The organism is Bartonella sp. AP30XZML, assembly GCF_042195945.1.
GTDB lineage: Bacteria > Pseudomonadota > Alphaproteobacteria > Rhizobiales > Rhizobiaceae > Bartonella.
Genome location: NZ_JBHIPJ010000101.1, coordinates 1 through 22,603 on the forward strand (window position 1 = coordinate 1; position 22,603 = coordinate 22,603).

The window sequence follows — 22,603 nt, forward strand, 5'->3', positions numbered from 1 at the left end:
AACAAGAATTTACACAAACATTGTTTGCGTGGATGGGTGGTAAACACTATCTGCGTAAGAAAATTATACCGATTTTAAATAATATTGACCACGAAACCTATGTTGAACCATTTTTAGGCTCTGGTGTTATTTTCCTAAATAAAAAACCAGCAAAATATTCTGTCATTAATGATTTGAATGGAGAGATCACGAATCTGTTTCAATGCGTTCAAAATGACTTTGATGATTTAGCTAAACGATTGGAGTGGTTTGTTTGTTCAAGAAAGTTGTTTTTTGAACTTGCGGCGATTGAACCAGAAAGCCTTTCCAAAGTTGAAAGAGCTGCCCGTTTTTTGTTTCTCCAACGTTGTGTGATGTATGGGAAAAAAGATTATGTCTCTTTTAGTTTTGGAAGGAAAAAGCCTATAGCATTTAATCCCGAAAAGCTGTTATCAAGGATGAGACGTGTTAGACAGAAGCTTCTTGATACAACAATCTTAAATTTGTCGTGGGAACGGGTTATCGAGCTATTTGATGCACCCGACAGTTTATTTTACCTAGACCCGCCTTATCTTGTGAAGAAGAAGTGTTATAGCTCTGGGAATTTTGTTGAAGATGATTTTGTGAGTATGGCAAAAGTTCTCAAAAGCATACAAGGCAAATTTGTCTTGAGTCTAAATGATTGTGATGCGGTTCGAGAGATCTTTAAGGATTTTGACTTTTTAGAATTAGAGACCCTTTGGACCTCTGGTTTTGCTAAAAAACCACCCCGAAAAGAACTCTTGATTCGTAATAATTGAAGAAAATCATAAAAAGATTTGTTAGAATCAGAAGAAATATTTCTTCTCTAATAGGACTTTTTATATGGTTACATCTTTTGGTAAAATTTTACGGAAACTTCGCATTGATCACTCCGAACGCCTCTTAGATATGGCTAAGAAATTAGACATATCTGTAGCATTTTTATCTTCTGTCGAGATTGGCAAAAAATCTGTTCCTGTAGGACTGGAGGAAAAGATAATTGAACTCTATGCTTTAGATCAAGAGAAGGCTTTACTCTTAAGGAAAGAAGCCTATTCTTGTCGAAAAAGCATCATCATAAAGCCTTCTACTCCGTTGCAACGTGAAACTGTTGTTGCGTTTATGAGACTTTTAGATGGCTTACATCAAGAAGCGTTAGCAGACTTCAAAGAAACATTAGAAACATTGTGCGAAGCGTGCTTTATAGAGAAATGTTAAAAATCCTATTCCCTAACTTTTATCCACGTATCCCGTACTTTTAAAAAGATATATAAAATCAATTATCTATATAGATAAAAAGAGGTCTTGTTATTTCTAGCAATAAGAACAGCATTAATCAGTTAGTTTTTATAAACTTTAAAACATTGCGACAAAAAGAAAAAGTTTGACTCAATAGATGAAGAATTGCGCTTTTCTCATATTCTAGAGGACGAATCTGAAGTGCTACGCTGGACTGAAACCATGTTCCAGTTTTCTATAATAGACTACCAAGAAGGTCATACTTACGAACCATATTTTATTGTTGAAACAGAAAAAACTACATATTTGTGCGAGATAAAGCGTGCTTCATATAAGTGTGATATCTCTCTTTATGCATTGAGATATAACATATTTGTAGCATGAAGAGTAAATTTATTAAAATCATGATAAGAGGACGATAGGAACTTTATAGGTGTATCATCATAGGATTAAGTAGTTTTGTTGAGAGCTATTTCTAATTCTGCTAAAAGGTTTTTGATATATTTAATTATTATTTCGTAATAGTGGATGTACTTTATTTTTATGTGCAAGAAAGCTGATTGATTGTGTAAAATAGTATTCATAAAATGACATTATTCTTATCCTGTTAAGGACATTTTTTCTAGTGAGGTTTTTGCAATTGCAATGCTCTTTTTCTTATTCTAAATTTTGGTTAAAAAAAGCGTATATAGGTGTTATTTTAAATTTAAGATATGCATATTCCATTGTTGGTGTTACTGTTGTAAAAAATGATATTTTATTTGATAAGTATAAGGTGTTCCCAAGAAGATCGATGTATAGATAAAATTTAGATTTTTACAATATCTTGAAAAAGCAATGGGTAAATAATTGATAATTGTGCTACGAAGGTTGTTAGATGGGCGTGTGTCAGCAATTCTTAATAAAAAGGTTTTTCTTGATAGTCGTTTTTTTTCAAAATACTGCTCTTCTTATGCAAATCTTATGTTGGTAAGCTATGCAGTTTTCACGGGAACAGGATAATGCATTAAAGGCTGTTGCCGCGTGGTTGAGGGAAGGGCGTTCTCCTCTTTTTCGCCTTTTTGGCTATGCGGGGACCGGTAAGACGACGCTTGCGCGCTATTTTGCAGAGACAGTTGATGGTTCTGTTCAATTTGCTGCTTTTACAGGGAAGGCGGCGCAGGTTTTGCGTTCTAAAGGTGCAAGCAATGCTTGTACGATTCATTCGCTGATTTATTGTCCGCGTGGAGAAGAGGAAGTTTCCGATGAAATAACAGGAAAAAAGTCTATTGCTCCAACATTTACATTAAATCGAAGAAGTGCTGCTGCACAAGCTAAACTCATTATTGTTGATGAGTGCTCGATGGTTGATGAACAATTGGCGCGTGATTTAATGAGCTTTCGAACGCCAATTCTTGTTCTTGGTGATCCAGGTCAATTGCCTCCTATATCTGGTGGGGGCTTTTTTTCTAATGGGAAACCAGATTTTCTTCTTTCAGAAATTCATCGGCAAGCGCGCGACAATCCGATTATACGTCTTGCTATGGATGTACGTGAAGGACGCGATATTGCTTATGGTGACTATGGAGAAGCGCGCGTTGTGACACGTAAAGAGGTCAATCAACAATTGGTTTTGGATGCTGATCAGGTCTTGGTAGGGGTTAATCGTACACGCCACCTTTATAATCAGCGTTTGCGTGTGTTAAAGGGATTTACAGCAGATTATCCGCAAGCGGGAGATAAGCTGGTGTGTTTGCGAAACGATCCTATTAAAGGTTTGTTGAATGGCTCTTTATGGAAGGTGATGACTTCACAGAAGGAGACCGTTAAACCAAGTATTAATCTTCTTGTGAAACCAGAAGAAAGTGAGCGTGGGGTAGCAAAGATTAAACTTTTAAAAGCAGCGTTTGAAAACCCTGATCAAGAAATTTCATGGCAATTAAAAAAGCGATATGATGATTTTGATTATGGGTATGCATTAACGGTTCATAAGGCGCAAGGTTCTCAATGGAATAATGTCGTTTTGTTTGATGAAAGTTTTGCATTTCGTGATATGTATGCGCGCTGGCTTTATACGGGAATTACGCGCGCAGCAGAGCGTTTAACGATTGTTCGATAGAAAAAAATGTGTATATCATCTAAGTTTCAGATGAAAAATGCCTTTTTTCTATCTTGTTACATACTATAAAAAAAATGGAAATGGGCATGGCGGTAAAACTTTCGGTTAATCTTAATGCTGTTGCTGTTTTGCGTAATCGACGTAATCTTCCGTGGCCAAGTATAACGAATATTGGGCATATAGCGCTTGCTGCTGGAGCAGCAGGTTTGACGGTTCATCCACGCCCTGATGAAAGGCATATTCGTTTTGCGGATTTGCCAGATATATACTGTTTAATCAAGAACACTTTTCCTACAGCTGAGTTTAATATTGAAGGTTATCCCAGTGATCAATTTTTGGATATCGCTGAAAACTATGCGGATCAGATCACCCTTGTTCCTGATGATCCAGATCAGTCAACGTCTGATCATGGTTGGAATTTTGCTCATGATGCAGAATTTTTAGCACCTATTATTCAGAATTTAAAAAACAGAAAGATTCGTGTATCCCTTTTTGCTAATCCTACTGTCGATGGTCTTGATATTGCTAAAGCAATGGGCGCTGATCGTGTGGAATTTTACACGGGACCTTACGGTGGTGCATTTCAGGATAAAACAAAACAAGATCAAGAGCTCAATAAACTTGTTTTAGCAGCAAGAAGAGCAAAAGAGTTGCAGTTAGGTATAAACGCAGGGCATGATCTGACACTTATGAATCTTCCTGCTCTTGTCAAAAATATTCCTTGGCTTGATGAAGTTTCTATTGGCCATGGGCTCATTGCTGATGCATTAGAGTATGGAATACATGAGACTGTTCAGCGTTTTATCCGGTTATTATCGTAATCTTTTTCTCTCTATAAAAATTGGAAAAGAAATTTTTATAGAGGTTTGCCAATTTATCTTAAAAAAACAATATATTGCTTAGATAAATAGCACTATTATCGTGCATTATAAATATTCTATTGTTCCTCTATTTATTGGTTGCTTTCTATCTTTTGTTTTTGATTGTATGCGATGTTTTTTATTTGTACTATCCATTATGAGGAAGTTTTAAAATCTTCTTATTATAATTTCTTTGAATGGAGAAGAGATAGGGTTTTGAAAGTATTTCCATTATAAAGGAGTGCGTAGGATTTTAATGGAACAATACACAAATTTTCTTGATATTTGAGCTCATTTTTGGGTTATCTGTAAATAGTATAACGTAAAATCTCCTTATGAATAAGCTGAATGCAATAGGAACTGTTAAATAGAATGATGATATCGACTTGTAGCTTTATGAAGTAAAGAGAGTGATGTGCAATAAATCTTACACTATTATAGGGAATTCTTGAAAAGGGCTTGAGCATATTAAAATTTTTTTATAAGGTGCCATAAATGGATAACATAATGGACGTATGGGGGGCTTCTTCGCGTGAGAGGCGTGGATATTAAAGAACGTAAAAAGTAAAAACATCCTCTTTATTATTCTAAAGATATTGTTGTATATGCTTTTGAAAGTTGTATTAACACAATACTTGTTATTTTGTAATTTTTCTTGCTATCTGTATTGATTTGGTTCATGTTAAAAATTGTATGTTGTATCTTAATTTTTAGAATATAGCGTTTTGTTGCACGATAAAAGAGTAGAATATTAGCTAAATTTTCTTTAGAAATCTTATTTTGTGTAATTATTGTTTTTGTAGAATAGCAGTTGAAGTTTATTTGGGGATCCGTATATGTTTTAGGAATGTTTGGGGACTACAGTTTTTTCTATGCAATATGTAAACTTTAAAATTATTCAATTGCTGTGTTCTTATAAGCGGTGTTTTTTGTCTTTATAAGTGTGTGATGCACTGTAGATAATGTTTCTTATTGAATAAAAATAATCTGAAATCCAGTTTAAATAGAGAAAGAAGGAATTTTTTTATGCGTGTTTATTATGATCGTGATGCGGATGTTAATCTCATTAAAGGGAAAAAAGTAGCCATTGTTGGTTATGGTTCTCAAGGGCGTGCACACGCTTTAAACTTGAAAGATTCTGGTGTTAAAAATGTGCAAATAGCTTTGCGTTCAGGATCGGAAACAGTTAAAAAAGCCATGGCTGATGGTTTTGAAGTGGTGAGTGTTGCTGAAGCAGCAAAATGGGCAGATCTCATCATGATGGCAACACCAGATGAATTGCAAGCTGATATTTATAAGGAACATATTCATGATCATTTACACGATGGGGCAGCGATTGCTTTTGCGCATGGTTTGAGCATTCATTTTGGCTTGATTGAACCTAAAAAAAACGTTGATATTGTGATGATTGCTCCTAAAGGTCCAGGGCATACAGTTCGTCATGAATACCAACGGGGTTGTGGTGTTCCTTGCTTAATAGCGGTGGCGCAAGATGCTTCAGGGCATGCACATAATGTAGCATTATCTTATGCGTGTGGACTTGGTGGTGGACGTGCTGGGGTGATTGAAACAACATTTAAAGAAGAGTGCGAAACTGATCTTTTTGGTGAACAAGCGGTTCTCTGTGGAGGTCTTGTTGAACTGATTCGAGCAGGTTATGAAACATTAACACAGGCAGGTTATGCGCCGGAAATGGCTTATTTTGAGTGTTTACATGAAGTGAAACTGATTGTTGATCTCATGTATGAAGGGGGCATTGCAAATATGAATTATTCGATTTCTAATACAGCTGAATGGGGTGAATATATCTCTGGTCCACGTGTGATTACGGATGAAACTAGAGCAGAAATGAAACGTATATTGAAAGATATTCAAACGGGTAAATTTACATCGAATTGGATTCAAGAATATAAAGCTGGTGCTGCTCATTTTAAAAGTATGCGGCGTTTAAATGATAATCATCCTATTGAAGAAGTTGGTAAAAAACTTCGTTCTATGATGCCTTGGATAAAATCTAACGCTTTGGTTGATAAAGAGCGTAATTGAAGCTTCTACAGAGATATTTTGTCAATAGCTTTTATAATTTTATAGATAAATATCAAAAAAAGGGTAACTTTAGTTACCCTTTTTTATATGTTTTTGGAAACATAAGCTTTATTTTTTAATTTTTTGCATAATTCTTTTTTCCAAAAAGAAAGTATACAATTCCTAAAAATATGAACCACGCTGGAGTGTATTTTAAAGCTATGGCAGTGTCAGCTTCTAATGACAATAAATAAATAATGAATGCAAAGAAAATAAGAAGCGCCCAACACATAACAACACCTCCAGGCATTTTATAAGGAGAGACAGTATGCTGGAGAGGACGATTGCGGCGATAGATGATATAGCTGATCAAAATGATAGACCATACAAATATAAACAAAGTTGCGGCAATTGTCGTAACAATTGTAAAAGCAGCTATGAGTGTTTGAGATAACGATACAATTGCATAACCAAATAAGATGCATATACATGAAAAGAATAATGCGTTAGCTGGAACGTGGTTACGAGAAAGTTTTCCTAAAAATTTAGGAGCACCTTTTTGTGTTGCTAGCCCATATATCATACGGCTGGTAGAAAAAATTCCACTATTTGCTGAAGATGCGGCAGCTGTGAGGACAACAAAGTTCATCAAACCTGCAGCAGTTGGAATACCAATAAGTGCATACATTGTTACAAATGGGCTTTTTTCTGGACTGATTTGATCCCACGGCGTCACAGACATAATCACAAGAAGAGAGAATATATAAAAGAATACAATGCGGATTGGTATTGAATTAACAGCTTGTGGTAGAGCTTTTTGAGGTTCTTTTACTTCAGCAGCAGCTGTTCCAGCGAGTTCAATGCCAACAAAAGCAAAAATAACAATTTGAAATCCAGCAAAAAAGCCTGTAATTCCTCGCGGAAAAATATTCCCACCGTTCCATATATGGCTAAGAGAAGCAACCGTACCGTTTGGAGAGACAAAACCGGTAAAGATCATATAAAATCCTACAACGATTAAGACTAGAATTGCTACGATTTTGATAAAACCAAACCAAAACTCAAGTTCGCCAAATAGTTTTACTGCGACGAGGTTAAGAATTAAAAAGGACATAAGACCAATTATAACAGGAATCCACGGATTGAGTTCAGTCCACCAAAAGTGTGTATAAGTGACAATAGCAATAATTTCAGCAGTTCCAGTGACAATCCAACACAACCAATATGTCCAGCCGATAAAGAATCCGGCACATGGCCCTAGAAGATCGGTTGAGAAGTCAATAAAAGATCGGTATTGTGTATTAGAAAGCAATAACTCTCCCATAGCACGCATGACAAAGTATAGAGCACAACCAATAATTGCATAAACGAGTAGAATCGAAGGCCCTGCTACACTGATTGTTTTTCCTGATCCCATGAAGAGACCTGTTCCAATCGCTCCACCGAGGGCTATAAGTTGTATGTGTCGGTTATGTAGTCCACGTTGTAATTTCTTCTTAGTTTTTTTTTCTAAATTTTGTTTGTTCATTTTTGGGGAGTTCTCCTTAGTTATTTTTAAATAAAATTACCCTAAAAAAGGTAATTCCTTCTATCGGAACACGCTATGGTTAAGGAGTAAAGGAATTTTTTTCTATGACTATATGTGAATAAAGCAAGAACATTATTCATTAATGGAATAATTATTTTATATATAAGAAACAAAAGATAAATTGTATTATATTTTTTTTGATTTTTATGTTTTATACATAATTAATAATAATTATATATAATATAATTTATTTTATACATAATTATTATTTGTATATAAACAATAATTATATTTATTTATAGTAATTTTTATATAAATAAAGTTTTATATTTAAAATTATTTATTTATTTATATTTTTTTATATATAAAAATATAAATAAAATTGTAAATTTATTAAATATAAAACTTTATTTATAAATAAAATAATTTTAAATTGTTGAACTATTATTTAAATAATTAAAAAATATATTTAAAATTTACATTTAAGTATTAATATTTAAAATTTATTACAAATAGAAAAATATTTTCATAGAATCTTTTTTTATTGCAGATAGCTATTAAGATATATTCTGTTTAGAGCTACATTTTTAATTTTGATAAAAAATTGAATATAAATTTTTTGGGGGGGAAGTTTTAGATAAAATCTCATGTTTTATTAGTAAACAATGTCAGTGAAGTTTATAGAGAATTCTTTACAGAATAGCTCGTTCTTATCCTATTATACAGTAAAATACTGTTGTGTAGAGTAGTGATATAAAGCATATAACATTTTATACATTAAGTATTTTTAGAATGTGTGGTGAGTGTTCAGGGCAGGGCTAGCCCATAGAGCCTTATGTAGGTGAACCATATAAATGATCAGCAGCATTCCCTCTTAATAAGCTGGATTGTTCACAAACCGGCGCTGGTAGGAATCGTCGTTTTTTGATATTTGGGGAGGAGGTTAAGTAGAAAAAGGGTAACTAAAATTACCCTTTTTTGAGATGTTTTATGTATAGACTTTATTTGTTACCTTGAGTCATTTTTTTCTTTACAAATGTAAAATAGGTTATGCCTAAGCAAATAAACCAGAATATACCGTATTTTAAAGCTGTTAGGGTGTCTTCTTCTAACGTTAACAAATAGAGCATGAAAGCAAAGAAAACTAAAATTATCCCGCACACGATAACTCCTCCTGGCATTTTGTAGACGGATTCAGCATGCAAATGAGGGTGATTGCGACGATATACAATATAGCTAACCAAAATTACAGACCATACGAATAAAAATGCAATAGCTGAGATGCTCGTCACAATTGTGAAAGCACTTATGAGGCTTGGAGAGAGTGAGGCAATTGTATACCCTATTAAAATACATAAGCAGGAAAAGAATAGAGCATTGGCTGGAACATGATATTTGGAAAGCTTACCTAAAATTGGAGGAGCACCTTTTTGTGTTGCAAGCCCATATATCATGCGGCTAGTAGAAAAAATACCACTATTTGCCGAAGAAGCAGCCGAGGTGAGAACGACAAAGTTTACCAAACCAGCAGCTATCGGAATACCAGCAAGCCAAAACATCGAAACAAAGGGGCTTTTATCTGGAACAATTTGATCCCAAGGTGTGACTGACATAATCACGATGAGAGAGAAGATGTAAAAGAGTACAATACGTACTGGTATTGCATTAATTGCTTTTGGTAGAACTTTTTTAGGATTTTTGACTTCAGCTGCAGTTGTTCCTGCAATTTCTATACCAACAAAAGAAAAAATGGCAATTTGAAATCCAGCAAAAAAACCTGTCATTCCTCGCGGAAAGATATTTCCATCGTTCCATACGTGATTGAGAGAAGCAACAGTACCATTGGGAGAAGTAAAGCTCGTAGCGATCATATAAAAACCAACAACAATTAATGCTAAAATTGCTACGACTTTGATAAGACCAAACCAAAATTCAAGTTCACCAAATAGTTTTACGGCAAAGAGATTAAAAATTAAAAAGAAACCAATGCAAGAAAAAACGGCAATCCATGGATTAAGCGTTGGCCACCAAAAGTGCATATAAGTGATGATGGCAATAATATCTGCAGCTCCAGTTACAACCCAGCTCAACCAATAGCTCCAGCCTACAAAGAAAGCGATTCCCGGTCCTAGCATATCGGTTGAAAAATCAATAAGGGACCGGTACTGTGAATTAGAAAGCAATAATTCTCCCATAGCACGCATGACAAAGTATAGGGCACATCCAATAATAGCATAAACGAGTACGATGGAAGGGCCTGCTACACTAATTGTTTTTCCTGATCCCATGAAGAGTCCTGTTCCAATAGCTCCACCGAGGGCTATAAGTTGTACGTGACGGTTATCTAGGCCACGTTGTAGTTTCATCTGAGGACCATCTTTTAAATTTTGTTTATAGCTCATTTTTTGGGGGTTCCCTTTAATTATTTTGAGATTAAATTACACTAAAAATGCATTGTTCTGTATCGAAGCATGATATAAATGAGGTGTAAAGGAAAAAAACGTTTTTTATGATTTTGTGTGGATAAAGAAAAGAATATGTTTTAGGAATATGGTTTTGAAAAAAGAGAATGTTTTTCTCTTAAATAACGTAACAGATATTTGAATAGGGAGCTTTTTATTGTTATTAATAACAAATTAATTGTTCTTTAAAAGACGTGGGGCTTTTAAAATTATTTCAGAAAACTGTCAGGAGTTTTTATAATTTTTTGAAACTTATTATTTGTAATCAGTGCATTATTTATTATTATTCATAATGGTGAGAGTTTTAATTTTTGCTCAAATAGCACTCGAGAGTTCTCATCTTAGTTTAAGAACAATTTGTAATGGAAAATTAAAATGATTTTTAAAATCATTTTTTTGTTTGTATGGTGCTATCATAAATCAAAAAGTTACTTTATGTTTCATAAACGAAAAGAGGAATATCATAGCTTATTTTTTAAAGTGATGAATAAGGATTTTGTTTAGATATTGGTAACATTTTATAAAATATTGCGAGAAACTCACATTGTTTACACAAACGTCCTTGAGAGTATGATAAAGAAATGCAACGTAATTCAGTTATACAAAGAAAAAAAGAACTGGGGATTGTATAAGTTCTGTTAGAGATTGAGCTATTCATAGTGAGAGACAGAATCAGGAAAAGATTGCTCTATTAACTTTACAATTTGTTATCAAAAGATAAAACTATCCAAAGAAAATGAAAAAAGAAAACAGAGATAAAACTGTTCCTGTCGCAATGTTAATCGAGCCTTTTACCCGCTGCTTTTTTAAGGCGGTACTGGCAAATGATATAAAAATGGTCATTAAAGTAAACCATGCAAAGATGTTGAAAGAATGTATGGTTACAAGTTCAAAACCTTTTTTAATGCTACCACCAGAAGCTAAGAATTTTGGAAAAGTTGCTATGTAAAATATAGATACTTTGGGTTTAGTATTTGTGTCAAAAAACCGTCCATATAGCTGGTTAAAAGCTTTGTTTCACTCGTAGCATGCTTTTCATTCGTTGAACTTCTTTCTTTTGAATTTAAGCTGTGTATTCCAGATTTAATTGATTTAAAGCCCATGTATAATAAATAGCTGCCACCCATGAGTTTTACTAAAAAAAACAGCGTTTTGTTGTTGAGAATGAGCGCTGATACACCTAGGTGTGGAAAATGCCCCATGCACATATGTTGCTGTACACAATCCTAAAACGTTTACAAATGCGTTCTTTCTTCCCAATCTCGTTGCATTATCGATGATAAGGGCCATATTCGGCCCCGGTGAGATGACTAAAAAAATGAAACAATGAAAAAGGTCAGTATTTGATGATTCATTTTACTTTTAGCTCTGAAATTAATTGATTTTCGAGATACAATTCTATTCTGTCAAACTGAGAAAGTTTTCCGACACCCTGTGGAGTGCCTGTGTATATGAGATCACCACGTCTTAGCTGAATGTAGTGACTTAAAAATGAGATTATCTTCTCAAAGCTAAAGATCATATTTTTCGTATTGCCAACTTGTCTTGTTTCGCTATTCAACTTCATTGCAAAGGTTATTGGGTTGTTTATTTTTTCCTTGTTTATGAAGTCAGAGACGTATGCAGCGCCTTTAAATCCTTTCGATAAAAGCCAAGGAAGCCTTTTTCCTTTCAGTTTTGTTTGCAAATCCCGCGCGGTGAGATCAAGACCTATTGCTACGGCATCATAGCATTCTTTTGCTTCTGCCTCCATGATCATGAAAGCGTCCTTTGAGATTTTGAGCACAATTTCAGTTTCAAAATGTATTTCTTTGGAAAAATCAGGGAGATAAATTTCATTACCTAAAACGAGTGAACTTTTTGGTTTGCTAAAGATAACGGGTTCATCTTCAACAACATTGCCTAGTTCATGAACATGTTCAACATAATTGTATCCAACACAGTAGATGTCATTTATCATGGGAGCCCTCCAAATTTTTTATTTTCTCTTTGTATAGGCAAGAGAAAACTTTGCAAACAACATTTTTTCTTATATCGCGTTTTGCGTTTTCTGGAAAAGAAGCATTGTGTGGGTTGATGACTAACCACGATGACAGCTCTTCGCATTATCCTCTTTTGAAGAGTGCCCAATCTTATAGTCTTTGAGATTATTTTAATTTTGATTGCCAATTTTCTGAAATTACTTTATTACTTAAAGAGTGATTTTGCTCGTCTACGCAGCGATTAGTAGGGTCTGAAAGTCCTAAAGTTCGATCATAAATGAGCCCACTCTGTGGGTGTCTCGGAATTATGGGATATTTTTCTATGTCTAGGTGCTATGAGCACTAAAAGCAAAAATCTGTTTCGTATTCAATACTTTCAGGCTCTCGGAATACTAATGCGAGGGTGCTCGCACCCAGCGGGTGGAGCTTAAGAGTGAAAAGCAAAAAGCTACATTTTAACGGCATTTCTATAGGCAAAAAATCGCTTTCAAAGAAAAATGCTGGGAATGTCGTAAAAGCAATTAGGGCATCAATTAGGGATAACTTTTCAACAAATCCAAAAATATGAGAAAGTCTGTGATGGTTTAAAAGAAGCAGATCGTGGAAAACTTATTGTGGCATGTGGAACGGAGAAGATTTTTATCAGCTTTAAGATAGCACAACAAATAACCAGAACTGGCAAGCGTGTTTTGTTTTTCGTGCCTTTTCTGGCTTTGATGTCACAAAACGATAAGAGAATGGATACGCTATACAGAAGTGCCGTTTCGTTCCTTTGTGGTGTATTCTGATACATAAGTTGGCAAGCGTCGTAAAAACAAAGAAGCTGCTGCCGAACTCGATGTCTCAGATCTCGCTCTATCAGCTATCAACTGATGTTCAAAAGCTTTGAAAAAAACAAATAAAGTCTTAGTAAATGCAATGACCGTGGTGTTTGCTACTTACCAATTAATCCAAGTGATTGCGGATGCGCAAAAGAAATACGGTTTATCAGAATTTGATCTGATCATTTGTGAAGCAGCGCAGGTTAAGGCAGATAAAGTAGAACCTTTGGTTGTAGAAGCCAAGGAAGTAGCTGAGACTGCGAAGACAACAGCGGAAGAAGCGAAGAGTGTTGCGGAGCAAGCAAAAGAAGAAGCTGATACGACGAAGTAAGGGCTTGAAAGAGGTCAAGAGTTCATTAGACACGGCGACAGCAACGACAAATTCTGCGAATACAGCTGCCTCTGAGGCAAAAGTGTTAGCGGAAGAAGCGAAGAGTGCATTGATAGAAGTTCAAGAGAAGGCACAGAGGAACAGTGACAGTCTTTCTGAACTTCAAAGTAAGGTAGGTTCTCTTTCCACTAATTTTTTAGAGGATGTGCGTTTTGATCAGCTTTACAGGCTTCTGGAAGCCGATCCGGAAAATAGAAAAGGTCTTTTGTGATCAATGAAGGGGCATGTTTTCGCGTTCATCATGGTGAAGAGAATGGGGGTAGGTACCTCTTTTACTGCATTCCAGGGCGTGGAAGGATGACTTTTGACGAAGATCTTGAAGCAGGAAAGGATTATTATATATATCTCATCTTAAAAGATCAGACGAGTGCGCTATCCTTTGAAATTTCGCAAAATCCAACGGCTCCTGATGGCTATACAGAGGATAATTCTGAAAAGATCGGTGGATTTCATACGCTATGTGCGGATGTTGGTGAGATTGAAGGTCATCTCTTATCGGGTTATCAAGCGGGGGATGTTTTGCCCAATTCTGTTTGGTGTTTAAATCACCGCCCACGTAGTAGTCCAGAAGGGATGGTTTACAATCCGTGGCATAATATTTGGGTTGATATTTATCTTCAATCAGGGACAGGTGTAAATGCAAAGTCTGCCTATGGTGTTCCGATTACAACCAATCGTAGCTATGCGAATCATGCCTTTGATTTTTGGTCTGTTAATAAGAGATTTTTGACGAGTGATGAGTTTTCGCCATGCATGTATGGAAGTAATCAAGCAACCAGTATTGTCGGCAATCAAGCGCCTTCTCCTAAGACGTCTGGAGGACACGTTGATACAAACAATAGACGGATGATTTCGCATATCGGTTGTGAGGATGGTTGCGGTTATGTTTGGCAATATTTGTCTGGTTGTTATCCCGTGACTAAATGGCATACAGGGGAGCAAGGAAGCAGTTTACGTGTAGACATAAATGTTATGTTGGGAGGAGGCGATTGGACTGGTGGCTCTAACAATGATCATCTTGTACGGAATTTTGCGCATTCTCGTTATGTAGAAGATGAAAAAATAGGCGCCCGTGGATGTAGCGAGCCACTTTATTATAATTAGCGCGAGATTGATTAGAACATCATTTTATCCAATCCCACTTTTGTGGGGCTTTTTTTATGGAGCGTCAGATGAGAAAGATATCGAAAGAAGGATAGGCACTTCATCGTGAAGTTTTAAAATCAAAGCTTTTTCTACTAAACTCATGATCTCAACCAGAGCAGCACAATCTTATCACTCATATTTTCATGCCTAGAAAATTGAGATAATGCCATCCATAAATCGCATAAGAAGTTAGTATTTACCTTCATTGCACACCTCCATGGATTTTTCTCTCAAACATGCCGCCAATCCTTTAGGTGTGATTTTTGTTGAAGGCAGCACCTTTTCTGTTCCATCCGGTTTTTGAATGGTGATGGCAGAACAGTCCATGAATCCTTTTTTGATTTTATCCTGATTAAAGGTAACAATGGACCACTTGGAGCACGTCGATACACCCAATCATTTTTACGCAAGTAATCTGTTAAATCCTTTGGTCTTATCTCCAACATCTTCGCGGCTTCAATCAAACCAAACAAACCATCAGAGCGTTTTAAGCCTTCTAAAGCTTTTGCTTTTGGTGCTAATTCTGAAATAACATAGTTTTTCTGCTTAATTTGATTTTGTAGATGATTTAAGGCGCCAAATAATACTTCGGGTTTGGAGTAATCAATTTGTGGAATAGCTACTTGTCTTTCCAACTCTTTCCAACGGTCAATTATCTTTGCTCGTAAGGCAGTGCTGTAACTAGAAACAAGAATTAAGCATTCACGCTTTGGCAGGTTATAACAAGGGCGGCTTTCACCTTTGTTATCAAGGTAGTGCCCACCAAAATCAACCTCCTTAAATTTGAGGGCGTTAAGTTCTTCAAGCGTTTTCTTGATGTCACGCATAATATCGTCATGCCTTTTGCCACATAATTCAGTAATTTTAATAATGGTATTCATAAAGAATTCTTAGATGTTAGACGTTCCTTAATGACATTCTAAAAGAGTGCTGGGCACTAAGAAACACGGCATCTAGTCCGTCGTTACGCCTTTCCCCGAAGGGGGTATATGGCATAGCCACACCTGACAAAGCTATTATATGCATGTAGCACACAATGAGTTAAAGCTTTTAAATTGCGGAAGATTAGTTATTTCGGCAACTAATCCGCTAGTTGTTTTAAGGTGTTTTTGAGGCACCTGATTCGAAAATACCTATTACTATAGAATTTTCCAGCAACAAGAATTACTTTTTGCTAAGAAAACGTTTCACATATTGTACAGTGTACATATTGAAATTATTATTTATCAATGAGCTAAGTGTAAAATGTACAGTCAAATTGAAAATTCTGTCGTTAGCGATAGTTCGCACTAGTCTGCCCCGCAACGAAGCCAACCCGCTGGGAAGTACATTTTGAATTGATTTTATTGACTTTTTTATGGAAAAAACAAAACATAAGTGATAATCTGTTCTTAAAATTGCAATCAAAGTGTATAATACATAACTCATAAGGATATGGAATAGATAGATAAAGCTTAAGAACATAATTTAGCTTTTCTTGTTGGCAGCGTATTCTTGACGAGCAAGTTGGCACTGTATATTGGCAATTAATCTCTCATTAGCTTTTTTACAATAGCACTTGCAATTTCTGGCTTAGACATCACTTTAGCAATTGAAGGTCCTTCTTGTTTTGCAATGGGGAATTGATCTCCATCCGCTCTTTGAAATACATTACCATTCAGCTTTTTTAATTCAACACGCTTTGGAAAACTCCCATCCTTGATAAAAACATGGGCAAGATTTGTTCTTTTGCTTTAAAAAATTTAAGAGGTATTGGTGTTCCAGAACCAATGATATCTGTCTCAAGAAACCTTGCTGTTGCCTTTTCTTTAATATAAACACCTCTTCTTATACGCTTTATTTGGGCTGATGAGATGTCTGCAACTTGCTTTTCAGTAAAGCGTTCAACTGTTTTACTGCGGTGTTTAGAGCATTACGCAAAGCCCAATTAAGGCGTGGTGCTTGAAGACTGGTGAAGGTATCCTTTACCTGTTGAAGATACCATTTTGGGTAGATGATTAACTTCAACTTCTAAGCCTTTTTAAGAGTAGGTGTTGATGATTGAGAGACCTTAGATGCTTTTGGTTTTTCGAGAGAGGTTTCTTCAGTCATTGGTTCAGATGATGTTTGTGTGGCTTCTTGTTCTATCTGCTTAATTTGTTCAATTGCTTTGTCAGGCTTTGCTACCATCTTGGCCTCAACAAGAAGTTTTGCAGCATTGGCGCGCTTGAGACGTGCGTAGATCTAATTAGAAACTTCAACAAATGGATTATTGGGTGTTGATGGTTCAAAGCGAACAGTGCTTTTATTGTCTCCAACAACACACATTGGCTTAGTGATGACAGCTTTCATCATTGCTTCTTTTGAGTCATAATTAATGACATCATTAGTCAAATATTGATTTTTATTCTGTGAAAAATTGTTTAGCCGATTGTCAACAGAAAAAATCATGATCTTATGCTTTTTTATTTTTTACCTAAAGTTGGTGTTTTTAAACATTAAAAATTGTAGAAAAAATTCAAGTAAGAAATGTTGATAACTTTGCTAAGACTTCGCCCATTACGCGCTACTATATCTAAAGAACGCGGTTGGTCGCAGCGTATCACACCTGTTTATGCAGCCCTGTTCCCACCAATGAAACAGCAAAGCCTGCTATTCTAGCAAAATTTCCTCCACTCGTAATGGGCAAAACAATGAGTGTTTTTGTTAAACGATTAAACGTCTCCGGTGACACAATCAGTACAGGACGCATTCCTTTTTCTCATAGACAGAGGTTGGGTCAAGCGATACAAACCCAATTTACCCCGCTTCATTACAAGAGCTCTCTCCCAACAAGCTTAGCATCAAACCACTCTACATCTTTATCCGCAAAATCGTCCGAAGTATTACATTGGGCTAACAATTCTTCAAGAGTGTAATTTTGCGATATCTATAGCCAAACCCACTTGCATATTTCAGTAAGATGAAGAACATCAAGCAATGCAGGCGGTGTAGAGAGCATAACTGATCCTCCAACTTTACGTAATTTCGTTGTATGCATAAAACGCCCTCTCTAATATTATATAAAAATATAACATAAAGCCCATGATTCAATAGCTTTTTATGCTTTTGTGTAAATGTTTAAGAAGCGCATTTAGAGCAATACGCAATATACTCTGAATAAAGTCAATATTTTTTATCTCTCTGTTGATCTCGTCTATAAGAGGTTCGTAATTGAGAATGCTTTTCGGAATATCACCACCGTAAACCCATGCTTTTACTTGCGCTTTGGTACAAAAATCTGCATTCTTAGGTGTTTTGTAATACTGACCACCATAAAACTTTTCACACTCTCTTGTGCCGTCTTCGTATTCGTAGAGGTTGTAAAAATACTCCTCTGTCCCATCCCCCATGGGGCATACCCACTGCCGTTGCAACAAACCTCTTTCGCATGGGTTGTTTATGGTTTTTTAAGAATAGATGTTTTAAAATGAACATGCTTTAATCCTAATTTTACAAATTTGTCTATTTGCCTCAAATTTGACCGTACAGAGCGTTTTATATGATAGATTTTTTATCATAAAATCTTTAAATCACTCTGTACGGTGCCATTTTGTCGATTTAAATGCACATCCAATCACAAAATGATCAGCAATTTTCACTAGTTTGCTAACCTGCAATGTTTTTCACTTGCTTTTCAACCAACGTGAGTGGTCTTGAATTCTCTCTCATTGCCTTTTCTTTCAGCCTTTTTTCACGGGTGTTCAAAACAGCCTGGTGTACAAGATTGGCTTTTGTCAAAAGACTATTTTCCAAATCACGACATAATTTTACTAACTCACGAGTGTTTGGAAAAAACGTATCCGATAAACCTTCTACCTCATCGCATAAAATCCGTTTGACCACTGTCATCAGTGACCATGCAGAGACATTTTCCAAAACCATTCCATAGGTAAGCGCCATACCTTCATGATCTGCCTGTTGCGAAATTTTTTGAACCACACGAAAGCATCCAAATTGCCTTGGTTATGTCCTCTTTACTCACTTTTATTGAAAACAATTCGTGAAGTTGATCACACGCTTCTAAGGCAATCGCTTCCTGCTGTTGTGTCAATGCTTGCCACTTTTCAAAACTAAAGGAAACTCCGGAGTTATCATCTCGTGAATGTGTTTCAAAGTGACCTCGAGGCCCGATATCAAGGATACTGTCTGAGATGCGTTCATCTACACTTTTTTGCCTTTGAGAGTGATTTCCATAGTTTTTTCCGTTCTCTAAATCCTCGATAGCTTTTTGCACCCAGTTGCGCCACATTGCTTTCCAATCCGTTTTGCGTGCATCTTTGCCTGTTCTAGCTTTCCAAAAATCTCGAAATTTTGCCATTTCGGCTTTGACACGCTCTGGAGGCAATCCCTCTTCGATTGCGAAATCATAAACAGATTCGAAATCATCAGGGGTACGACAGCCACTGTCATTTCTAACCCGTTTAGCTTTTTCGTAATGTTCTCTTGCTCGTGAATGGAAGGTTGTTTTTCTACACCCGTTTCGATTTGCTCTGATGTGGTCTCAACAGCAGCAACCTCTGTTGGTTCGTCAACCTGTTCGTTTGTTTCTAAATTTTCAGAAGCAGTTTTTTTTGCTAACTAAAATGATAGTTTTAGTTTATATATATTCTTATTCTGTTTCTTTATAGCTTGGTTTTGCTTAGCGTTTGCTTCAGCAAAATCATTAAAGTGTTTTTATAGCGTTTTTTATTGTGCACCTTTTTTCCAGCCTCACTATGAATTTGCGATATGTGCACTTTTTTATCAGTAAAATCTTTTAGCTCTTCTTCAACGCGCGTATTCGACAAACCATTATCTTTCTCAATAAGTTTATCATTCTTTATGAGATATTCGACAATAGTTACAAACTTTTTTGCGAGCAATTGCAAGCGCGGGCAAGCATTTCAAAATCTGTTTTAATTGGTGCTTTTTTGTCATACATGCGAATGAAAAGCGTTATATAAATGCCCCTTTGCTCTCATGTCATTCCATCGATCTCACTGTTCCAGTCATTCAAAAGGAATCTTATCCATGGCATTGCATTAGACATGCGCATTTCCTTCTTTAACTAAATATAAAATTGCTAAAGCATTTGCTTCGTTGTCATCTTTTGGATTGTATCCTTTTGCACACACCGTCTTAATCATCTCTTCTTGTGAGGCATTGACTTTATCTGTTGTGATCTTCATTTTTGTAAGCCATTGCTGAAAACGCAAATAGCGCATACTATCGCCTTTAAAACGACAAAATTCAAAATTGACAAGTGCTACTTGTTATACTGCTGTCTACACGAGAAATCGCCCAGCCTGTCTTAGATCTAGATCAAGGCAGAGAACGGTTTGTGTATTGATGATCATCTTCCCCCATGAAGGCTGTTGCGTATTTATATGTGCGCTATGACAGAGCGTGTTGTGATTGCCTGTCTTGAAAAAATGGTCGTGAGAAAGTACTTGAAACTACTTTTGGGCCAATTTTTTACTGCCATTCGAGGAAAAATAATCTTAGAAGCAGTTGATTTTCGAATTAACTCTTCTTGTTTTTGAATCACATCTTTTTGTGCACGTATTTTTTCAGCTTCTTTATCTATTATTTTGTCTTTTGCATCTATCTCTTTTCTGAGCTTTTGCGTCGTTTTACAAGAGTCATGAAGAGTATAAGCCAATCCCAAATTAGCAATACTGATTGCCTCTCCATCCTATAAAGACGAGGAGGAGGTCAAAGTGCTAAAAAGGTACCTCAAAAAGCAGCAATGATTCGTATTTTAGTACCACCGCGGTGCCGTCTTATAGCGTTATAATAAAGTTACGAAAGGTGGTTTAGAAGGTGCTTTAATTTTTTTTGACTTTTAATAAATCATTGGAAAATAAGAGAGATTAAGATAATCTGGTGCGGACGGCGGGACTTGAACCCGCAAGGTCTTCGACCGGCAGATTTTAAGTCTGCTATGTTTACCGTTTTCATCACGTCCGCGATGTGAGTTCTCTCATAAGCTATATCTTTTATTGAATCAAGAATTAATGACAAAAGAAACATTTTTCATTTTTTAGTGAAATTTTGACTGACAATAGTTTCCTTTATCGATAGAAAAAGCTTTTATAATGTAAATAAAGTATGAAATGATTAGTGTTATGAGTCAATTTATTCAAGACGTCACAAAAGCTATGGTGGGATTGCATCACGTGTTTGCTGAAACACCACTTCAAAGAAATGATTTTCTTAGTCAAAAGTATGATGCAGAAATTTATTTAAAGCGTGAAGATTTAACACCGGTGCGGTCTTATAAGATTCGTGGTGCTTTCAATTTTGTTTCAGAAATGCTTAGCTGTATATCACCAGATTCTGCATTTGTTTGTGCTTCAGCGGGGAATCACGCGCAAGGGGTTTCTTTTGTTTGTCGTTATTTTAAACGTAAAGGCGTGATTTTCATGCCTATGACAACGCCACAACAAAAAATTGAAAAAACACGTATTTTTGGTAAAGAATTCATTGATATTCGTTTGGTTGGTGAAACATTTGATCAATGTTATGAAGCTGCGCAATCCTTTGTCGTAGAGAGCGGTGGTGTAATGGCTCCACCTTTCGATGATATTCGCATTATTACAGGGCAGGCAACAGTGCTTTGTGAAGCTGCTTTACAATGGAAAAAACTCAATGGAGAAAGTGAGCCAGATTTGATGATTGTGCCAGTAGGGGGTGGTGGTTTGGCAAGTGGAGTGAGCAAGTTTTTACATGAATATGGTTGGAAAACAAAGCTTCGTTTTGTTGAGCCGCAAAGAGCTGCAAGTTTGCTTGCTTGTTTGGAGAGTGGAAAACGCGTCAAGCTTGAAAGCATTGACACTTTTGTAGATGGTGCTGCTGTGGCTGAAATTGGTGCTCTAAACTATACAATTCTAAAGCAATTTCCCCCTGATTCTGTCATTACGGTTCCTGAAAACCGCGTTTGTTCTACGATGGTTGAAATGCTTAATGTTGAAGGTGTGGTTCTTGAACCGGCTGGTGCTTTATCGGTTGATGCGCTTAACAGTATTCCTCCTCAAGAGTTAAAGGGGAAAAAAATTCTTCTCGTTATTTCAGGAGGTAATTTTGATTTTGAGCGTTTGCCAGAAATTAAAGAGCGTTCTTTACGTTTCCAAGGGTTGAGAAAATATTTTATTTTTAGTTTTCCGCAACATCCTGGTGCATTGCGTCATTTTCTTTCCACATTATCACCAGATGATGATATCGTACGTTTTGAATATCTTAAAAAGTCAGCGAGAAACTTTGGTTCTGTATTGGTTGCGATTGAAACAAAAAAATACGGTAATTTTTGTCTTTTAGAGGAAAAATTTCAAGCGTTAGGTTGGCGTTATCGTGATATTACTGATGATCAAACGTTATTTGATTTTGTTATTTGAGAAACTGAAATTTTACTAAAACAAGAAGTATAATGATGAAACCTATTTTTTATTCGGTGCTGAGTCTATTTTTCTTTTTGATTGTTAATCAACAGAGTTTAGCATCTCAGCCAACAATAGTACAAAAAGATGAACTTTCAAGAGTCGTTGTTGATGTCAATAATGCTATAAAAAATGGGGATTTTATGCCTATTTCTCGTTATATGCCTGAGCGGCTTTATAAAGAGATGGCACATCGATTGAATACAACAGAGAGTGCTTTACGTAGTGATTTTCTTCAACAGTTGCATAAGAAATTTGAGGGGTTGCCTTCTGGTGCTTATTATTTAGATAAAGAAAATATAGAGTATTTACAAACTGATAACGGTACTTTGTATGCTTTAATTCCAACAGATCTTGAGATGAAAGATCGCATCATTCAATATAAAACTTTGGCGATTTTTGATAAAAACCAATGGTATTTAATTTATGGCGGTCAAAAAACTTTACAAAATCCAGTTTTTCTCGAGATTTATCCTGATTTTATCAAGGTACATTTACCGATGGACACAATCATCAAAAAGTAAACGATCTAAATATTGTTTTTATTCATGATAAATGTATTTCGTAAAGTTCTTGCTTTTTTATCATAATCCAAAGATAATAGAGATGAAGGCA

The 22,603-nt window shown here is 35.8% G+C and carries 16 protein-coding genes, 1 tRNA gene and 7 pseudogenes; 9 read left to right on the plus strand and 15 right to left on the minus strand.

Annotated features, from left to right (window positions below):
* The 5 genes from ACFIL2_RS06800 to ilvC all read left to right on the plus strand — a co-directional run.
* Nucleotides 1-779, plus strand: a 779-nt coding sequence (locus tag ACFIL2_RS06800; RefSeq protein ID WP_375680384.1) for a DNA adenine methylase, incomplete at its 5' end; no start/stop codon positions are given.
* Between the two features lie 64 nt (nucleotides 780-843).
* The gene (locus ACFIL2_RS06805) at nucleotides 844-1,218 is read left to right on the plus strand and encodes an XRE family transcriptional regulator (protein WP_375680383.1); all 375 of its coding nucleotides are present in this window, start codon (nucleotides 844-846) and stop codon (nucleotides 1,216-1,218) included.
* 997 nt (nucleotides 1,219-2,215) lie between these two features.
* A complete protein-coding gene (locus tag ACFIL2_RS06810; protein WP_375632949.1) occupies nucleotides 2,216-3,337 on the plus strand; it encodes an ATP-dependent RecD-like DNA helicase in 1,122 nt (373 codons plus the stop codon).
* Between the two features lie 86 nt (nucleotides 3,338-3,423).
* Complete coding sequence (locus ACFIL2_RS06815; protein WP_375632947.1) at nucleotides 3,424-4,158, plus strand: pyridoxine 5'-phosphate synthase; 735 nt, start codon at nucleotides 3,424-3,426, stop codon at nucleotides 4,156-4,158.
* Nucleotides 4,159-5,223: 1,065 nt separating this feature from the next.
* Nucleotides 5,224-6,243, plus strand: a complete 1,020-nt coding sequence (gene ilvC / locus ACFIL2_RS06820; protein WP_375632945.1) for a ketol-acid reductoisomerase — start codon at nucleotides 5,224-5,226, stop codon at nucleotides 6,241-6,243.
* A gap of 115 nt (nucleotides 6,244-6,358) precedes the next feature.
* Here the strand turns inward: ilvC and ACFIL2_RS06825 are convergent, their stop codons facing one another.
* Nucleotides 6,359-7,750, minus strand: a complete 1,392-nt coding sequence (locus ACFIL2_RS06825; protein ID WP_375640801.1) for an amino acid permease — start codon at nucleotides 7,748-7,750, stop codon at nucleotides 6,359-6,361.
* Between the two features lie 1,001 nt (nucleotides 7,751-8,751).
* Nucleotides 8,752-10,152, minus strand: coding sequence for an amino acid permease (locus tag ACFIL2_RS06830; protein ID WP_375632941.1), 1,401 nt, complete (start codon nucleotides 10,150-10,152; stop codon nucleotides 8,752-8,754).
* A gap of 796 nt (nucleotides 10,153-10,948) precedes the next feature.
* Between ACFIL2_RS06830 and ACFIL2_RS06835 the strand changes: the two genes are divergently transcribed.
* Complete coding sequence (locus tag ACFIL2_RS06835; protein ID WP_375632939.1) at nucleotides 10,949-11,161, plus strand: hypothetical protein; 213 nt, start codon at nucleotides 10,949-10,951, stop codon at nucleotides 11,159-11,161.
* Here ACFIL2_RS06835 and ACFIL2_RS06840 read toward each other — a convergent pair.
* Together ACFIL2_RS06840 and ACFIL2_RS06845 are read right to left on the minus strand one after the other, a co-directional pair.
* Nucleotides 11,154-11,420 carry a LysE family translocator gene (locus ACFIL2_RS06840; RefSeq protein ID WP_375635037.1) on the minus strand — a complete coding sequence of 89 codons (267 nt, stop codon included), beginning with the start codon at nucleotides 11,418-11,420 and terminating at the stop codon, nucleotides 11,154-11,156. The genes ACFIL2_RS06835 and ACFIL2_RS06840 overlap by 8 nt on opposite strands.
* Before the next feature lie 143 nt (nucleotides 11,421-11,563).
* Nucleotides 11,564-12,172 carry a fumarylacetoacetate hydrolase family protein gene (locus tag ACFIL2_RS06845; RefSeq protein WP_375632937.1) on the minus strand — a complete coding sequence of 203 codons (609 nt, stop codon included), beginning with the start codon at nucleotides 12,170-12,172 and terminating at the stop codon, nucleotides 11,564-11,566.
* 573 nt (nucleotides 12,173-12,745) lie between these two features.
* Here ACFIL2_RS06845 and ACFIL2_RS06850 point away from each other — a divergent pair.
* Nucleotides 12,746-14,510 (plus strand): annotated as a pseudogene (locus ACFIL2_RS06850) (DEAD/DEAH box helicase family protein); the annotation flags it as partial.
* 244 nt (nucleotides 14,511-14,754) lie between these two features.
* On the opposite strand, the pseudogene ACFIL2_RS06855 reads toward ACFIL2_RS06850, so the two are convergent.
* The 11 genes and pseudogenes from ACFIL2_RS06855 to ACFIL2_RS06905 all read right to left on the minus strand — a co-directional run bounded on the left by ACFIL2_RS06855 (nucleotide 14,755) and on the right by ACFIL2_RS06905 (nucleotide 20,522).
* Nucleotides 14,755-15,433: pseudogene (locus ACFIL2_RS06855) on the minus strand (phage antirepressor KilAC domain-containing protein).
* A 586-nt stretch (nucleotides 15,434-16,019) separates the two neighbouring features.
* Nucleotides 16,020-16,559: pseudogene (locus ACFIL2_RS06860) on the minus strand (hypothetical protein).
* Nucleotides 16,560-16,562: 3 nt separating this feature from the next.
* Nucleotides 16,563-16,883, minus strand: a pseudogene (locus ACFIL2_RS06865) (hypothetical protein).
* 250 nt (nucleotides 16,884-17,133) lie between these two features.
* Nucleotides 17,134-17,283 (minus strand): type II toxin-antitoxin system PemK/MazF family toxin, encoded by a 150-nt coding sequence (locus ACFIL2_RS06870; RefSeq protein WP_375680076.1) that lies wholly within the window; start codon nucleotides 17,281-17,283, stop codon nucleotides 17,134-17,136.
* A 60-nt stretch (nucleotides 17,284-17,343) separates the two neighbouring features.
* Nucleotides 17,344-17,571 (minus strand): annotated as a pseudogene (locus tag ACFIL2_RS06875) (antitoxin).
* A 49-nt stretch (nucleotides 17,572-17,620) separates the two neighbouring features.
* A pseudogene (locus tag ACFIL2_RS06880) lies at nucleotides 17,621-18,008 on the minus strand (hypothetical protein).
* 171 nt (nucleotides 18,009-18,179) lie between these two features.
* Nucleotides 18,180-18,512 carry a hypothetical protein gene (locus tag ACFIL2_RS06885; RefSeq protein ID WP_375680075.1) on the minus strand — a complete coding sequence of 111 codons (333 nt, stop codon included), beginning with the start codon at nucleotides 18,510-18,512 and terminating at the stop codon, nucleotides 18,180-18,182.
* Nucleotides 18,478-18,891, minus strand: a complete 414-nt coding sequence (locus ACFIL2_RS06890) for a hypothetical protein (RefSeq protein ID WP_375662107.1) — start codon at nucleotides 18,889-18,891, stop codon at nucleotides 18,478-18,480. Before ACFIL2_RS06890 ends, ACFIL2_RS06885 begins: the two co-directional genes overlap by 35 nt.
* A 304-nt stretch (nucleotides 18,892-19,195) precedes the next feature.
* On the minus strand, nucleotides 19,196-19,441 hold the full coding sequence (locus ACFIL2_RS06895) for a hypothetical protein (RefSeq protein ID WP_375635039.1): 246 nt from the start codon (nucleotides 19,439-19,441) through the stop codon (nucleotides 19,196-19,198).
* 153 nt (nucleotides 19,442-19,594) lie between these two features.
* A pseudogene (locus tag ACFIL2_RS06900) lies at nucleotides 19,595-19,909 on the minus strand (hypothetical protein).
* A 527-nt stretch (nucleotides 19,910-20,436) separates the two neighbouring features.
* Nucleotides 20,437-20,522 (minus strand) — tRNA-Leu (locus ACFIL2_RS06905).
* 146 nt (nucleotides 20,523-20,668) lie between these two features.
* Between ACFIL2_RS06905 and ilvA the strand changes: the two genes are divergently transcribed.
* Nucleotides 20,669-21,946: a threonine ammonia-lyase IlvA gene (gene ilvA, locus ACFIL2_RS06910; RefSeq protein ID WP_375680074.1), complete on the plus strand. Its 1,278-nt coding sequence runs from the start codon at nucleotides 20,669-20,671 to the stop codon at nucleotides 21,944-21,946.
* Between the two features lie 35 nt (nucleotides 21,947-21,981).
* Nucleotides 21,982-22,512 carry a hypothetical protein gene (locus tag ACFIL2_RS06915; RefSeq protein ID WP_375680077.1) on the plus strand — a complete coding sequence of 177 codons (531 nt, stop codon included), beginning with the start codon at nucleotides 21,982-21,984 and terminating at the stop codon, nucleotides 22,510-22,512.
* Nucleotides 22,513-22,603: the final 91 nt, after the last annotated feature.

Bases quoted from the DNA above. Each gene is read 5' to 3' on its own strand.
- ACFIL2_RS06915 (WP_375680077.1), top strand. From the start codon at position 21,982: ATGAAACCTATTTTTTATTCGGTGCTGAGTCTATTTTTCTTTTTGATT.
- ACFIL2_RS06840 (WP_375635037.1), bottom strand. From the start codon at position 11,420: ATGTGCATGGGGCATTTTCCACACCTAGGTGTATCAGCGCTCATTCTC.
- ACFIL2_RS06845 (WP_375632937.1), bottom strand. From the start codon at position 12,172: ATGATAAATGACATCTACTGTGTTGGATACAATTATGTTGAACATGTT.
- ACFIL2_RS06825 (WP_375640801.1), bottom strand. From the start codon at position 7,750: ATGAACAAACAAAATTTAGAAAAAAAAACTAAGAAGAAATTACAACGT.
- ACFIL2_RS06890 (WP_375662107.1), bottom strand. From the start codon at position 18,891: ATGGCAAAATTTCGAGATTTTTGGAAAGCTAGAACAGGCAAAGATGCA.
- ilvA (WP_375680074.1), top strand. From the start codon at position 20,669: ATGATTAGTGTTATGAGTCAATTTATTCAAGACGTCACAAAAGCTATG.
- ilvC (WP_375632945.1), top strand. From the start codon at position 5,224: ATGCGTGTTTATTATGATCGTGATGCGGATGTTAATCTCATTAAAGGG.
- ACFIL2_RS06810 (WP_375632949.1), top strand. From the start codon at position 2,216: ATGCAGTTTTCACGGGAACAGGATAATGCATTAAAGGCTGTTGCCGCG.
- ACFIL2_RS06815 (WP_375632947.1), top strand. From the start codon at position 3,424: ATGGCGGTAAAACTTTCGGTTAATCTTAATGCTGTTGCTGTTTTGCGT.
- ACFIL2_RS06805 (WP_375680383.1), top strand. From the start codon at position 844: ATGGTTACATCTTTTGGTAAAATTTTACGGAAACTTCGCATTGATCAC.
- ACFIL2_RS06870 (WP_375680076.1), bottom strand. From the start codon at position 17,283: ATGCGTCCTGTACTGATTGTGTCACCGGAGACGTTTAATCGTTTAACA.
- ACFIL2_RS06835 (WP_375632939.1), top strand. From the start codon at position 10,949: ATGAAAAAAGAAAACAGAGATAAAACTGTTCCTGTCGCAATGTTAATC.
- ACFIL2_RS06830 (WP_375632941.1), bottom strand. From the start codon at position 10,152: ATGAGCTATAAACAAAATTTAAAAGATGGTCCTCAGATGAAACTACAA.